The organism is Streptomyces pluripotens, from assembly GCF_000802245.2.
Classification (GTDB): Bacteria; Actinomycetota; Actinomycetes; order Streptomycetales; family Streptomycetaceae; genus Streptomyces; species Streptomyces pluripotens.
The window spans coordinates 389858-404235 of record NZ_CP021080.1 but is presented as its reverse complement, the minus strand read 5'-3'; the positions used below and the strand labels follow the sequence as shown (position 1 = coordinate 404235).

Here is a 14378-nt window from a genome sequence, read left to right as displayed (position 1 = left end):
GAGCGCTGCGCGGGTGATCAGGGAAGCGGCAGCGCGATGACGGTGACAGAGGACGGGGCCGTGCCCATGGTGGCCCCCGTCGAGGCCTTTGGGGAGACCCCCGCGGACGCCTCCACGGATGAGGCGGTGCACAGGCCCGGTATCGACCCCGAGCGCCTGGCCGTCTGCCTGAGCGTTCTGGAGGAACTCGACCAGCTCGACGTCGACCATCCCGATGCGATCAAGGTGCGCCGAGCCACCTCGCACATCTACCGGACGGTCAAACAGCGCCGCAGGCAGGAGCGTCGTGCGGCCAAAACCGCACACGACCGCGCGGTCACGGAAGCCACGGCCACCGGCTCCGCCGATCGCATCGACGACGAGACCGAGGGTGTCCTGCCGTCCTCCAAGGTCGAGGAGGGCAGGATCGCGGGGATACTCCAGCGTCCGCGTTCCTGCTACACCTGCAAGCAGCGCTACGTGGAGGTCGACTACTTCTACCACCAGCTCTGCCAGAAGTGCGCCGCCGAGAACCGTGCCCGGCGGGACGCCCGTGCCGATCTCACCGGCAAGCGTGCCCTGCTCACCGGCGGCCGCGCCAAGATCGGTATGTACATCGCGCTGCGCCTGCTCCGTGACGGCGCGCACACCACCGTGACGACCCGCTTCCCGAACGATGCCATCCGCCGTTTCAAGGCCCAGCCCGACAGCGACGAGTGGATCCACCGGCTGAAGATCGTCGGCATCGACCTGCGCGACCCGGCCCAGGTTGTCGCCCTCGCCGATGCGGTGGCCGCCGAGGGACCGCTGGACATCCTGATCAACAATGCGGCCCAGACGGTGCGGCGCTCCCCGCAGGCCTACAGCGAGCTGGTCGCCGCCGAGTCTGCTCCACTGCCCGCCGGCGAGCTCCCCGCCGCCCAGGTCATCGGCGCCTTCGGCTCCGGCGCGGTCACCGAACTGCCGGTCGCGGGCGGTGGCGCGCTCTCCGCCCAGGACGTCACCGGCCTCGCCCTGGTCTCCGGCTCGGCGTCCCTTGAGCGGATCGCGGCCGGAACGGCGATCGACGCGGGCGGTCTGGTGCCCGATCTGCATGACACCAACAGCTGGGTGCAGACGGTGGAGGAGGTGACGCCGGTCGAACTGCTGGAGGTCCAGCTGTGCAACTCCACGGCACCGTTCATCCTGATCAGCCGCCTGCGTCCGGCGATGGCGGCCTCGTCGGCCCGCCGCACCTACATCGTCAACGTCTCCGCCATGGAAGGCGTGTTCAGCCGCGGCTACAAGGGCGCGGGTCACCCGCACACCAACATGGCCAAGGCTGCCCTGAACATGCTCACCCGCACCAGTGCACAGGAGATGTTCGAGCAGGACCGCATCCTCATGACGGCCGTGGACACCGGCTGGATCACCGACGAGCGGCCGCACCCGGAGAAGGTGCGTCTCGCCGAGGCCGGTTTCCATGCACCGCTCGACCTGGTCGACGGTGCCGCCCGCGTCTACGACCCGATCGTGCGCGGCGAGGCGGGCGAGGACCTGTACGGCGTCTTCCTGAAGGACTACGTGCCCGGCAAGTGGTGAGCCGCGGGGCGGAAGGCGGTGGTCGGAGGGCGACCGGGGCTGTTCCGCTCCGGGCGTCCGGCCGGGTCGTACGGGTCGGCGCACGGTGGACGCTGGTACCGCCGTCGTGCCCCGGTTCCTTGCGGAGGCCTTGGGTGACTGTCAGGGGCCCTGGCCGACGGTCAGTCGACCGCACCGAGGCGGGAGTTGCGGGCCGCCACCAGCTCCAGCACTGTGCGCCAGTCCTCCAGCACGCCCGCGTCGAAGCCCGCAGTGCGGCTTTCCTGGTCGGCCTGTCGCAGCCGCAGCACATCGTCGTCGGCCGGGGTCGCGTCGCCGCTCACCAGCCGGAACACCCGCTCTCCGAGCAGGGGGCGCACCGCCTCGGCCATGCTGCACGCCCGTGTTGCCTCGTCGCCCCGGCACAGCACCGGTCCGATGCCCTGCACCAGGCCGGCCACCTGCAGCTCCTTGTCGGCGGGACGGCTGCGGCGCAGCAGTGCGGCGGTGCGCAGCGCGTGCTGGTGCCGGCCGGCGTAGAGCAGATCCATCAGCTCCTCGACGCTGCGCAGTTCCATGCGTCAGTCCTTCCGCGAGACAGCCGTCATCCGTGCGCCAGCAGATCATGGCGAGCTTGCGGTCCGGCCAACGGTACTTGAACTGAGCCGTTTCCAGCGGGAAGAACACCGACGCAAGATCGAAGACATGTTCGACTTGGTAGGCCATGGGAGTGATTCGGCGGGCCAGGTGAGTGATGCACCTTGTGGTAAAGAGCGGCATATTGAGGTGTATTGAGAGGGCGGGTGACATGCATTAGTTACACCTTGTTTGCACTCCCTATCGAGCGGACGTCCGCTCATTTGGTTAATCTGGAGCGGACGGACAGCAGCAACGGGTCCCACCCACACCCATCGTCCGTCCCGGGGCGAGCCGGTTCACAACGGCCTGCTCTGACACGAGACACCGGCGCCACCGCGTCCGAACTGGCCTTCCATTCAGACCCGAGCGGGCGCTGAACGCCGGAGCGTAGACGGGCCCGGTACGCCCCAAGGGTGAGCCCGACACATAAGGAGTGCGCGGTGACACCGGAGAAGACGAATCGCGAGCAGCGCCCCAAGGAACGTCCGGAACGCACGGGCCGCCGGCCCGACGAACTCGGCAGCCTTGACGTGTGGGCCCGGTCCGCCCCGATCCGCCTCGCGGGTTACGAGGACGACCTCGCCGAACCCCACATCCTGCCCAGCGTCGACTGACGCCGAGCCGGACCCGTCGCGATCGCCGATGGCATGGGCGTGGCAGGCTCACGCCCATGCCGGTACAGGGGCCGCAGCCGCAGACCGGTCGCGGCCCCCGCCTGGTGGCACCGGACCGTCGCCGCCGTCGAAATCCCACGCCCGGAGCGCGGAGGCCACCGGAGAAACGGCCCGCACGCCCCGTGGACGAGCCCGCCGGGGCGCACCACTGCCGAAGGGCCCTGCCGGACCATGAACGGCTCGGCGCGTCTCACCGCGGGCCCCGCCGGTCCCCGGACCGTGGCGGGCGCCGCCCAGCCGCTTGGGCACCACGTCGAGCCGCCCGGACCCGGCAGCGTGTGCGTCCGTGATCCGCGTGACCGCCGCTACCGCTGGTCCGACACCGGAGCCGTCCGCTGCCACGGGTGCAGGCGTTCGAGTTCCTCCGCCAGGTCCAACAGGACGGACTCGGTGCCCGGCCGGCCGACGAGCTGCACCGCGCCGGGGGCGCCTGAGGGCAGGGTGCCGAACGGGACCGACATCGCGGGCCAGCCGGTCAGGTTCCAGGGCGGAGTGAATGGTGAATAGGCGGTGTTGGCGAGGACATTGCGCAGCCAGCCGCGCTTGTGCCACGGGCCCGCCTGCGGTGCGCGCCGGGCCAGGGCGGGGGTGAGCAGCACATCGTGCTCGACGAAGAACGGAGCCAGCCGGGCGCGGAGCCGCTCGCGGTCCTCGCCGGTGCGGACCGAGCGGACGAAGCGCCGGCCCACGGCGGCGTGCACCCGGGTCCGTCGCGCCAGCCGCGTCGGGTCCAGACCCGCGGCGTCCGCCGCGGTCCCGGCCGTCCAGAACCGCAGCGAGGTCACGCCCAGGGAGAGGGGATACGGCGGCTCGGCCCGCCGTACGCGGTGCCCGGCCCGTGCCAGCAGCCCGGCCGCGTGCCGGACCGCGGTCGTATACGGTCTGCTCACACTCACCCCGGTGAGCGGGCTGCGCAGGGCGACGGCGATCCGCAGTCGGGACGGTTCCCGCTCCGGGGTGAAGTCGGCGTTCGCGAGGACGGCGAGCATCAGCCGGAGATCCGCGACGGTTGTGGCCAGCGGGCCGTTCTCCGACATGCCGAACCAGTCGCCGTTGCCGATCCCGGCCGGCACCACCCCGTGCCCGGGCTTCAGCGTGACCAGCCCGCAATTCGCCGACGGGATGCGCAGTGAGCCCATCCCGTCGTTGCCGAGCGCGATCGGCACGAACCCCGCGGCCACCGCCGCCGCGCTGCCGCCGGAGGAACCGCCCGCCGTGCGCGAGGGGTCCCACGGGTTGCGCGTGGTGCCGTACACGCCCTCCGTGGTGCCGAAGACGCAGAGCTCGGGCACGTTCGTCAGGCCGATGACCACCGCGCCGGCCGCCCGGAGCCGGGCCACCGTGGCGTGATCCGCCGAAGCCGGGGTGTCCGGTGTGGCGGCGGAGCCATCGCGGTGGGCCTCCCCGCGCACCGCCAGGTTGTCCTTGACCGCGACGGGGACCCCCGCGAGCGGGAGTCCGGCCAGGTCGGGGCGGGAGGCCAGCTCGTCGGCCTCGGCCAGCGCCGCCTGTGCGCGAACCTTCCGGAAGGCGCCGATCCGGCCGTCGTGCCGTTCGATCCGCGCAAGGTGTTCGGCCGTCACCTCCCGGGGGGTGACCCGCTCCTCCCGTACGGCGGCGGCGATCTCGGAGGCGCTTCGCCCGGCCCAGTTCCCCACGGGCACTCCTCGGTCTGTCGTCTGCTGGCAGCCGGCAAATCGTCTGCTGCTCGTGCTACTCGCTGGTATGAATCAAGACGCAGGGAGAACTGTGCCTTGCCGAGGGCTGGTACGTCGAGAGGTCGGCGGCGTGTGAGCGTCGAACGGCCTGGGGCCGGGAGACGGACGGTCGCGAGGGCACGACGTCATGCCGTCCCGGCTTCGGTGCGGCGGTGCCGGCTGGTGCGGCGCCGGGCGCTCACTCGGTCACGTACCCGCCGGCACCGCCGCAGCGCCTCACCGGACGGACCGCGGCGCGTCCGGGGTGGCGTCGCCGACCGCCGCCCCGGTGCTTTCCCGACCGGTCAGCCGGGGCACCGGCACCCCCACCGCACGCGCCGCCTCCCCGTCCAGCAGCGCCAGCAACTCCCGCGCCGCCGTCCGGCCGAACTCCGCGCTGTCCCGGGAGAGCGCGGACAGCCGCGGTGTGACCATGCGGCACAGCGCCGAGTCCTCCCAGGAGACCACCGACACGTTCTGCGGGACACGGAAGCCCAGCTCGGTGGCGACGGCTACGCCCGCCACGGCCATCACGTCGTTGTCGTAGATGAGGGCCGTCGGGACGGGGGAGCCGCCGAGCACCCGGCGGGTGACCGCCGCGCCCTCCGTGTCGGAGTAGTCGGTGGTCACCGAGCGGACCTCACCGAGGCCGCGCCGCTCCGCCTCCCCGTGCAGGGTGGCGATGCGGCGCTGGGTGTGGGCCAGTTCGGGAAGACCGGCGATGTGGACGATCCGACGGTGGCCCAGGGCCGTCAGTTCGTCCACCACGGAGGCCATCGCCCCGGCGTCGTCCGCCCACACCGCGGACAGACCGGGGTGGCGTACGTCGAGTGCACCGCCGATCAGCACGGCGGGCAGGCCGAGTTCGTCGAGGAGGTCGGGGCGGGGGTCCGCGGTGCGTGGGTCGGCGACCAGAACGCCGTCCACCCGGTGCTCCGCCCACCAACGCCGGTACACCGCGCACTCCTCGGTCACGTCGTTCGCCACCTGAAAGAGCAGCCCCAAATGGCGCTCGGCGAGCACTTCCTGGATGCCGGAGACGAGGTGGAGGAAGAACGAGTCGATGCCCAAGGTGTGCGCCGGGCGGGCGAGGACGAAGCCGACCGTGGCCGCGCCCTCGCCGGACAGCGCGCGGGCGGCCGTGCTCGGGCGCCAGCCCAACTGCTCGGCGACGCGGTGGATCCGGGCACGGGTGGCCTCGGAGACACCGGGGCGGCCGTTGAGCGCGAAGGAGACGGCGCTCTCGGAGACTCCGGCTCGCCGGGCGATGTCCTTCATGGTGGGCCTGCGTGCGGGGGACCGTTTGACCGGCACGTTTCGCCCCCCTTCCTGTTCCTCGTGTTACCGGACGATCCAGGTCTAATGCGCTTGAGTGACAGGACCATAAAGCGCATTAGTGGCCACTGGCAAGTTCTCGCTCAATCCCTGCTGACCTGCACTAATGAAGGATGAATTTCTTTAGCTCAGGCGAATGCATTGACATTTCCCGAAGATCCCCGGCAAGGTCCCTGGCACCATCAACTGCCCGCTGCAGCAAGGGAGCCGTGCCACCGTGTCCATGTCCCGCAGAACCCTCACCGCTGCTGTCTTCGCCCTCGTTCTGCCGCTGAGTGCCTGTGGTTCGGGCGGTGACGGGGGCGGCTCGGCCGACGCCTCCGGCAAGGTCGAGGGTGACATCACCTTCCAGACCTGGAACCTGCGCGCCAATTTCAAGCCCTACTTCGAGGGACTGATCGCCGGCTTCGAGAAGAAGCACCCCGGCACCCACGTGAAGTGGATCGACCAACCTGCCGAGGGCTACCCCGACAAACTCAGTGCCGATGCGGCCGGCGGTACCCTGCCCGACGTCGTCAACGTCTCCCCGGACCTGGTCGCCCCCCTTGCCGAGGCAGGCCTCGCACTCGATCTCGACAAGGTCGCCCCCCAGTACAAGTCCGACTACCTTCCTGGAGCTTGGGCCAGCCATCAGATACCGGGCAAGCGAGGCACGTACGCCTTCCCCTGGTACCTGAACACCGGCCCGTTGTTCTACAACAAGGCTCTGTTCCGCAAGGCCGGACTCGACCCGGACCGACCGCCGAAGACGTACGACGAACTCTTCGCCGACGCTCTGCGGATGGCGAAGGAGAGCGGTGGCAGCGTCGCCACCCTCGCCAACGTCCCCACCATCGAGGACTTCGGGCGTTATGGCGTCCCGCTGATGAACCAGCAGGGCACCGCGTTCTCCTTCAACGATGCGAAGGGCGTCGAGCTTCTCACCAAGTACAAGGAACTGTATGACGCCAAGGCACTCGATCCGCAGGCCCTGACCGCAACCCCCGAGTCCTCCGGCAAGAAGTTCCTCACCGGTGCCGTCGCCATGAACCCCGGAAGCGCCCTCGACCTGGGCAACTTCAAGAAGAACGCCCCGAGCCTGTACCGGAACATCGGCATCACCGACCAGATCACCAGTACCGGGCACGTCAACATGTACGTGATGGGGGTGATGGTCAACTCCCGCACCAAGCACACTGCGGCCGCGGTGGCCTTCGCGCACTTCGTCACTGACGCCCAGAACCAGATGTCCTTCGCCAAGAAGGTCGCCATCTTCCCCAGCACCGCGCACTCCCTCGCCGACCCGTACTTCAGTAAGGAGGACGGCACCGACGAGACTAGGGTCCGCGTCGCCGCCGCCAAGTCACTGAAGAACGCCGTCAACTACACGCCCGTGCTGTTCAGCGACCAGATGAAGACCGCGCTCCGCAACGAGGTGGCCAAGGCACTGCAGGGCAAGGAGAGCCCCAAGGCAGCCCTTGACAACGCTGTCAGTACCGCCAACCGCCTGTTGAAGCAGGGCTGACCGGTCATGACCACCCCCACCACACCGGCCCGGGTGCGACGCCAGCTCCCGACCAGCCCCTGGCTGTTCGCCGCTCCCGGTCTGCTGGTCACCGGTGCCTTCGTGCTCTACCCGTTCGTCTCCACCCTGATCAACTCCTTCACCGACCGCCGCACCCTGCTCCCGGGGCGGTTCGTGGGCCTCGCCAACTTCCGTGAACTGCTCCACGACGACATGTTCTGGACCGGCCTGCGCAACAGCACCCTGTACATCGTCGGTGTCGTACCGGCACTCGTGGTGCTGCCGCTGCTGCTCGCCCTGCTCGTGCAGAAGAACATCCCCGGCATCACCTTCTTCCGCGCCGCCTTCTACACCCCCGTGGTCGCCTCCATCGTCGTGGTGGGGCTGATCTGGGTGTGGCTGCTCGATGAACGCGGCCTGATCAACTCCCTATTGGAGAGCGTCGGCATCGGCCGGGTCGGTTTTCTCAGCGATCAGTGGCTGCTCCTGCTGAGCGCCATGACCGTCACGGTGTGGAAGGGGCTCGGCTACTACATGATCATCTACTTGGCTGCGCTGGCGAACGTGCCGCGCGAACTACACGAGGCAGCCGCCGTGGACGGCGCCGGACCGGTGCGCCGCTTCCTTTCCGTCACGGTGCCCGCCGTCCGCTCCACCATGGTCCTGGTCGCCGCGCTCTCCTCGGTCGCCGCGTTCAAGGTGTTCTCCGAGGTGTATCTGATGGCCGGGCCGAGCGGGGGCCCGGCCGGCGAGGACACCACCCTCGTCATGCTGGTGCAGCGCACCGGCACCGGCCTCACTGGCCGCGTCGGCTACGCCTCCGCCCTCTCCGTCGTCGTGTTCGCCGTCACCGTCGTGCTGATGCTGCTGGTCCTGCGCGCCGATCGGAGGGAGGAACCGTGAGCCTCCTGGAGAAGGTGCGGCCAGGACGGCCCGCCGCGCCGCCCGGCGAGCCGCGCCCCACCGGCCGACGCGGCGGAAGCATCCGAGCCGGGGATCTGGTCTGGCGCTACCTCCTGCTGCTCGCCGTCCTCGCCCTGACCGTCGGTCCCTTCCTCTGGCAGCTGTCCACCTCCCTCAAGGGCCCCACGGAAGACATCTACAGCTCCACGCCGACGTTCCTGCCCAGTCACCCCACCCTGCACAATTACGCACGGGTCGCCGACACCATCCCCGTCTGGGACTACGTCCTGAACTCCCTGAAGGTCGCCACCGCCAATGTCGTCACCAACTGCGTTGGTTCGGCACTGGCCGGGTACGCCCTGGCCCGGCTGCACTACCGCGGCAGGCGCGCGGCCACGCTCGTCTTCGTGCTGGCCATGCTGGTGCCGGTCGAGGGCATCGTCATCGCCCAGTTCACCACCATGCGCGAACTGGGTCTGAACAACACCCTCGTCGGGGTCGTCCTGCCCGGTGCCGTCGGCGCCATGAACGTGCTGCTGATGCGCAACGCCTTCCGTAAGCTGCCGTACGAGATCGAGGAGGCTGCCTACGTCGACGGCGCTGACGTCTGGCAGCGGTTCCTGCGGATCGCCCTGCCCGCCGCCAAGGGCACCCTCGCCGTCGTAGCGATCTTCGCCTTCATGGGCGCCTGGGACGACTTCCTGTGGCCGTTGATCGTGCTCAGCGACCCGTCCAAGTTCACCCTGACGATCGGCCTCAACTATCTGCACGGCACTTTCGCCGGCGACGAACGGCTCGTCGCCGCCGGCACCGTGATCGCCGTGGCCCCGCTCATCGCTCTCTTCGCCTGTCTGCAGCGGTACTTCTTCCGCGGGGTCGGCGAGGGCGCCGTCAAGGGCTAACCGACGTCAACCTCCCCGCAAGGACACCCATGCCTGCTGCCGTGCGCTTCGGCGTCAACTACACCCCCAGCGAAGGATGGTTCCACCACTGGCTGGATTTCGACCTCGACTCCGTACGCGCCGACCTCGACGCGCTCGCCGCGCTCGGCCTTGACCACATCCGGGTCTTCCCGCTGTGGCCCTACTTCCAACCCAACCGCGCTCTGATCCGCCCACGCGCCATCGACCAGCTGGTGGCCCTCGCCGACGCGGCCGCCGAACGCGGTCTGGACGTCAACGTGGACGGTTTGCAAGGACACGTGAGCAGTTTCGACTTCCTGCCCGCCTGGACCCGTACGTGGCACCGCCGCAACCTCTTCACCGACCGGGACGTGAGCGACGGACAGGCCGCCTACCTGCGCACCCTCGCCGCGGCCCTCGCCGACCGACCCAACTTCATCGGCATGACGGTCGGCAACGAGGTCAACCAGTTCGCCGCGGACCCCCACCCGGACCCCGACCGGATCACAGCCGAGGACGCCGGACGGTGGCTCACCCTGATGCTCGCCGCCTGCGCCGAGGGCGCCCCCGGCCGGATCCATCAGCACGCCTCGTACGACGCTGCCTGGTATCAGGACGACCAGCCCTTCACACCCGGCCACTCCGCACGGCTCGGCGATCTCACCGCCGTGCACTCCTGGGTCTTCAACGGCACTGCCCAGCGACACGGCGCTGATTCCGTGCCGGTCGAGCACCATGCCGCCTACCTGGTGGAACTGAGCAAGGCCTGGGCGGACACAGCGCACCGGCCGGTGTGGCTGCAGGAGGTCGGTGCACCGGCGCCCCTCGTGCCGGCCGGGCGCGCCGCCGCATTCGCCGAGGCGACCATCGGCAACGTCCTTGACTGCCCGGACCTGTGGGGCGTCACCTGGTGGTGCTCGTACGACGTCTCCCGAGACCTCGCCGACTTCCCCGAACTCGAATACTCCCTCGGCCTGCTGACCGGCGACCGGCGGCCCAAGGACATCGCGGCCGCACTGGCCGAGGCGGCCCGGCAGCCGTATGCGACACCCACGGTGCGCGGCACGGCCCTCGTCGTGCCCGCCGACCCGGCCCGTCGCTCCCGCTGCGCGCCCGGCGGAACGGTCTTCGACGCGTACTTCCGGCTCGTCGCCGACGGGGTCCGTCCCACCACCGTGCTGGACGTCCGTGCCGACGACAAGGAACACCTCGCCGTGCGCGGCATCACCGAAGTGGTCACTCCCGACCAGGTACTGCCCACCCCGCAAGGAGGCAGGTGACCGTGCACCCCACCAGGCGCACCGTTCTGATCACTGCTGGCGCAGCCGCACTCGCGCCCGCCCCGCCCGCTGCAGCGGCTCCGCGCACCACCGTCGCGGCCCCGCCGTACGCCACCTACAGGTACCCCGACCCATTGCCTTCCGGCCGGGCCGGGGGCGGCCCCGCCGTACACCTACCTGGCCGTGGCCCCGGCCGCCGGGAGCGTTCAGGTGAGGCAGGTCCGCGGGTGGCGGACCGTGGCCATGGAGCTCACCGGGCTCTGCGGCACCGTGCACGTCCTCAGCGTCCGGCCTCACCGCCACGAAGGCCCGGTGCGCTGGCGGCTCGGCGGGCTCGCGGTCCGCGACGCCACCACCACCCCGGCCGCTCCCCCCACGGTGCCCGCGTGACCGCGGTGAACGGCGGCGACCTCCGCTACGCCTGGGAGCCCGCCGACGGCACCGTCCGCCACTGCGCCGTGCACCGTCGCCTCCCCCGACGGCACCTGTCGCTTCCTCGGCGCCACCTGCCAGCGTGCGTACTTCGTCGGCGGTCCGCGGCCCGCGCAGGGGGAGCGCGCCGCACGGTTCGAACGGCCCACGGTGGGGGAGCTCTACAACGCCTCGACCCCCGTGACCTTCACCCACACCTGGTGATCACCCAGAACCCCCACAGGGAGCACCCCTCATGCATGACGACCGCACTCTGGTGGAAGCCCGCCTCAGGCGAGTCCTCGACGAACGGGTCCGTCCCGCCGTGTACCCCGAGTCCGTACCCCTGCGGGTCGAGGTGTGGCACGCGCCCGACGAACCCGTGCCGGTCGCGAAGGGACTCGCTGCCGAGCCCGCACCGATCGAGGTGGGCGCCCGGTGGGGTGCTCCGTGGGGTACCAGCTGGTTCCGGGTGACCGGGACGGTGCCCGAGGCGTGGGCTGGAAGGACCGTCGAGGCACTGCTCGACCTGGGCTTCGACGAGAACATGCCCGGCTTCCAGTGCGAAGGGCTGGTCTACCGGCCCGACGGCACCCCGGTGAAGGGCCTCAACCCGCGCAACCAGTGGGTGCGCGTCGGCGCGCCGGTCGCGGGCGGCGAGGAGGTCCGCCTGCACATCGAGGCCGCCTCCAACCCGGTCATCCTCGACTACCACCCCTTCCGCCCCACCCGGCTCGGCGACAAGGCGACCGCCGGGCACGAGCCGCAGTACGTGCTCACCCGTATGGACCTCGCCGTCTTCGACGAGAGCGTATGGCAGCTGGTGTTGGACCTGGAGGTGCTCGGTGAGCTGATGGCTGAGCTCCCGGTGGACTCCGCCCGCCGCTGGGACGTCCTGCGCGCGGTCGAGCGGGCCCTGGACGCCCTCGACCTGCAGGACGTGGGCGGCACGGCGGACGCCGCGCGAGCGCGGTTGACGGAGGTCCTCGCCGCCCCGGCCGCGCCGTCCGCGCACCGGATCAGCGCCGTCGGCCACGCGCACATCGACTCGGCGTGGCTGTGGCCGCTGCGCGAGACGGTCCGCAAGGTGGCCCGTACGACCGCCAACATGACCGCGCTCATCGCGGACGAACCGGAGTTCGTCTTCGCCATGTCCCAGGCACAGCAGTGGGCATGGGTGAAGGAGCACCGGCCACAGGTGTGGGCCCGGGTGAAGAAGGCCGTGGCCGAGGGCCGGTTCGTCCCGGCCGGCGGGATGTGGGTGGAGTCGGACACCAATATGCCGGGCTCGGAGGCGATGGCTCGGCAGTTCGTACACGGAAAGCGGTTCTTCCTGGACGAGTTCGGCATCGAGAACGAGGAGGCGTGGCTACCGGACACCTTCGGCTTCGCCGCGGGTCTGCCGCAGATCATCAGGGCGGCCGGCTCCAAGTGGCTGCTGACGCAGAAGATCTCGTGGTCGCAGACGAACAGGTTCCCGCACCACACCTTCCGGTGGGAGGGCATCGACGGTACCCGGATCTTCACCCACTTCCCGCCCGTCGACACCTACAACTGCTCCATGAAGGGCAGCGAGATCGCCCACGCGGCCCGCAACTTCAAGGACAAGGGCGGGGCCCGACACTCCCTCGCACCGACCGGCTGGGGGGACGGAGGTGGCGGCACGACCAGGGAGATGGTCGCCAAGGCGGCCCGGCTGCGCAACCTCGAAGGCTCCGCCACCGTGGTCTGGGAATCACCGCGCGCCTTCTTCGAGAAGGCCGAAGCCGAGTACCCCGAGGCGCCCGTCTGGGTCGGTGAGTTGTACCTCGAACTGCACCGCGCGACCTTCACCAGCCAGGCTGCCACCAAGCAGGGCAACCGGCGCAGCGAGCACCTCCTCCGCGAGGCCGAGCTGTGGGCGGCCACCGCCGCCGTTCGCGGCGGATTCCCCTACCCGTACGAGGTGTTGGACCGCATCTGGAAGACGGTCCTGCTCCACCAGTTCCACGACATCCTGCCGGGCTCGTCCATCGCCTGGGTGCACCGTGAGGCACGGGCGACCTACGAACGCGTCGCCCGTGAACTGAACTCGATCATCGAGGGCGCCCAGCGCGCGTTGGCCGGGGAGGGCACGACCCCGCTGGTCTTCAACGCCGCCCCGCACTCCCGTCACGGAGTCCCCGGGGGCGCCGCCGCCGCCGTCCCGGCCGTGGCCGGCAGGACGACGCTCACTGCCCGGCCGGACGGCGGTCACGTCCTGGACAACGGACTGCTGCGGATCGTCGTCGACGGCCGCGGGCTGGTCGTCTCCGTCTACGACATCGATGCGGCTCGTGAGGTGATCGCCCCCGGCGAGACCGCCAACCTGCTCCAGCTCCACCCGGACTTCCCGAACATGTGGGATGCATGGGACGTTGACTCGTTCTACCGCAACACCGTCATCGACCTGACCGATGCCGAAGAGGTGAGCGCCGGTGCGGACGGGGCGTCGGTGCGGGTCACCCGCTCCTTCGGCCACTCCCGGATCACGCAGGTGTTGTCCCTGCCGCCGGGGGAGCGGCGGCTGGAGATCGCCACCGAGGTGGACTGGCACGAGACGGAGAAGTTCCTCAAGCTGGCCTTCCCGCTCGACCTGCATGCCGAACGGTACGCCTCCGAGACCCAGTTCGGTCATGTGTTCCGCCCCACGCACACCAACACTTCATGGGAGGCGGCCAAGTTCGAGGTCTGCAACCACCGTTTCGTCCACCTTCAGGAACCGGGCTGGGGCGTGGCGGTGGTCAACGACTCCACATACGGCCACGATGTGACCCGGACCGTGCGTTCCGGGGGCGCCCGCGGTACGACCACGACGGTCCGTGTCTCCCTGCTGCGTGCCCCGCGCTTCCCCGACCCGGAGACCGACCAGGGCGTGCACCGCTTCCGGCACGCCCTGGTCCCCGGCGCCTCGATCGCCGACGCGGTCCGAGAGGGCTGGTGGGCCAACCTTCCCGAACGTCGTACGACCGGTGCCCACGCGGTCGCCCCACTGGTCACCGTGGACGACGACGCGGTCGTGATCACGGCGGTGAAGCTCGCCGACGACGGCAGCGGTGACGTGGTGGTCCGCTTCCACGAGGCCCTGGGCGGCCGGACCCGGGCCACCCTCACGGCCGGCTTCGAGGTCGCGGCCCTCACCGTGACCGACCTGCTGGAGCGGCCGGCCGGGGACGGGGAGCCGCCGGTGTGGGACGGTGACCGGATCTCCGTACGGTTGCGGCCTTTCGAGTTGATGACCCTGCGGCTGCGCAGGGGCTGATCGACCGCCGTGCGGCGCCGGTCCGGAGGCGGTCCCAGAACGGGTGGGCGCCGGGGCCCGCCCGTCCCGCCTCCGGACGGCGCGTACGTCGTGCTGGGGCGGGACCCGGGGCTGGAGGCACGCGCGGGCCCGGCACGTCTTGGGGCTGCGCCGCCGGCCGTCTCGGGGCGACGGCGGGGCACGGCCACCTCGGTGCGGTGCGGTGGCCCGGACC

At 70.5% G+C, this 14378-nt stretch carries 11 protein-coding genes; 8 read left to right on the top strand and 3 right to left on the bottom strand.

Features of this window, described 5'->3' with window-relative positions; genetic code table 11:
- Positions 1-36 precede the first annotated feature (36 nt).
- The gene (locus LK06_RS01745) at positions 37-1560 is read left to right on the top strand and encodes an SDR family NAD(P)-dependent oxidoreductase (RefSeq protein WP_039653925.1); all 1524 of its coding nucleotides are present in this window, start codon (positions 37-39) and stop codon (positions 1558-1560) included.
- A 161-nt stretch (positions 1561-1721) separates the two neighbouring features.
- On the opposite strand, the gene LK06_RS01740 is transcribed toward LK06_RS01745, so the two are convergent.
- A complete protein-coding gene (locus tag LK06_RS01740) occupies positions 1722-2117 on the bottom strand; it encodes a hypothetical protein (RefSeq protein ID WP_039653926.1) in 396 nt (131 codons plus the stop codon).
- A gap of 501 nt (positions 2118-2618) precedes the next feature.
- Here LK06_RS01740 and LK06_RS32445 point away from each other — a divergent pair.
- On the top strand, positions 2619-2792 hold the full coding sequence (locus tag LK06_RS32445) for a hypothetical protein (protein ID WP_107067991.1): 174 nt from the start codon (positions 2619-2621) through the stop codon (positions 2790-2792).
- Positions 2793-3157: 365 nt separating this feature from the next.
- Here the strand turns inward: LK06_RS32445 and LK06_RS01735 are convergent, their stop codons facing one another.
- Together LK06_RS01735 and LK06_RS01730 are read right to left on the bottom strand one after the other, a co-directional pair.
- Positions 3158-4510 carry an amidase gene (locus LK06_RS01735; RefSeq protein ID WP_043433812.1) on the bottom strand — a complete coding sequence of 451 codons (1353 nt, stop codon included), beginning with the start codon at positions 4508-4510 and terminating at the stop codon, positions 3158-3160.
- 276 nt (positions 4511-4786) lie between these two features.
- Positions 4787-5863 carry a LacI family DNA-binding transcriptional regulator gene (locus tag LK06_RS01730; protein ID WP_052318942.1) on the bottom strand — a complete coding sequence of 359 codons (1077 nt, stop codon included), beginning with the start codon at positions 5861-5863 and terminating at the stop codon, positions 4787-4789.
- A 238-nt stretch (positions 5864-6101) separates the two neighbouring features.
- Here LK06_RS01730 and LK06_RS01725 point away from each other — a divergent pair, with 238 nt between their 5' ends.
- The 6 genes from LK06_RS01725 to LK06_RS01700 all read left to right on the top strand — a co-directional run bounded on the left by LK06_RS01725 (position 6102) and on the right by LK06_RS01700 (position 14164).
- Positions 6102-7388 carry an ABC transporter substrate-binding protein gene (locus LK06_RS01725; protein ID WP_039653930.1) on the top strand — a complete coding sequence of 429 codons (1287 nt, stop codon included), beginning with the start codon at positions 6102-6104 and terminating at the stop codon, positions 7386-7388.
- A gap of 6 nt (positions 7389-7394) precedes the next feature.
- Positions 7395-8291 (top strand): carbohydrate ABC transporter permease, encoded by an 897-nt coding sequence (locus tag LK06_RS01720; protein ID WP_039653931.1) that lies wholly within the window; start codon positions 7395-7397, stop codon positions 8289-8291.
- Positions 8288-9193, top strand: coding sequence for a carbohydrate ABC transporter permease (locus LK06_RS01715; RefSeq protein ID WP_043405314.1), 906 nt, complete (start codon positions 8288-8290; stop codon positions 9191-9193). Before LK06_RS01720 ends, LK06_RS01715 begins: the two co-directional genes overlap by 4 nt.
- A gap of 29 nt (positions 9194-9222) precedes the next feature.
- The gene (locus LK06_RS01710) at positions 9223-10473 is read left to right on the top strand and encodes a glycoside hydrolase 5 family protein (RefSeq protein WP_234367328.1); all 1251 of its coding nucleotides are present in this window, start codon (positions 9223-9225) and stop codon (positions 10471-10473) included.
- A gap of 210 nt (positions 10474-10683) precedes the next feature.
- The gene (locus LK06_RS35005) at positions 10684-10863 is read left to right on the top strand and encodes a hypothetical protein (RefSeq protein WP_043405317.1); all 180 of its coding nucleotides are present in this window, start codon (positions 10684-10686) and stop codon (positions 10861-10863) included.
- Between the two features lie 277 nt (positions 10864-11140).
- Positions 11141-14164, top strand: a complete 3024-nt coding sequence (locus LK06_RS01700) for an alpha-mannosidase (RefSeq protein ID WP_043433810.1) — start codon at positions 11141-11143, stop codon at positions 14162-14164.
- The last annotated feature ends 214 nt before the right edge of the window (positions 14165-14378 follow it).

Bases quoted from the DNA above. Each gene is read 5' to 3' on its own strand.
- LK06_RS01745 (WP_039653925.1), top strand. From the start codon at position 37: ATGACGGTGACAGAGGACGGGGCCGTGCCCATGGTGGCCCCCGTCGAG.
- LK06_RS01740 (WP_039653926.1), bottom strand. From the start codon at position 2,117: ATGGAACTGCGCAGCGTCGAGGAGCTGATGGATCTGCTCTACGCCGGC.
- LK06_RS01720 (WP_039653931.1), top strand. From the start codon at position 7,395: ATGACCACCCCCACCACACCGGCCCGGGTGCGACGCCAGCTCCCGACC.
- LK06_RS01710 (WP_234367328.1), top strand. From the start codon at position 9,223: ATGCCTGCTGCCGTGCGCTTCGGCGTCAACTACACCCCCAGCGAAGGA.
- LK06_RS01700 (WP_043433810.1), top strand. From the start codon at position 11,141: ATGCATGACGACCGCACTCTGGTGGAAGCCCGCCTCAGGCGAGTCCTC.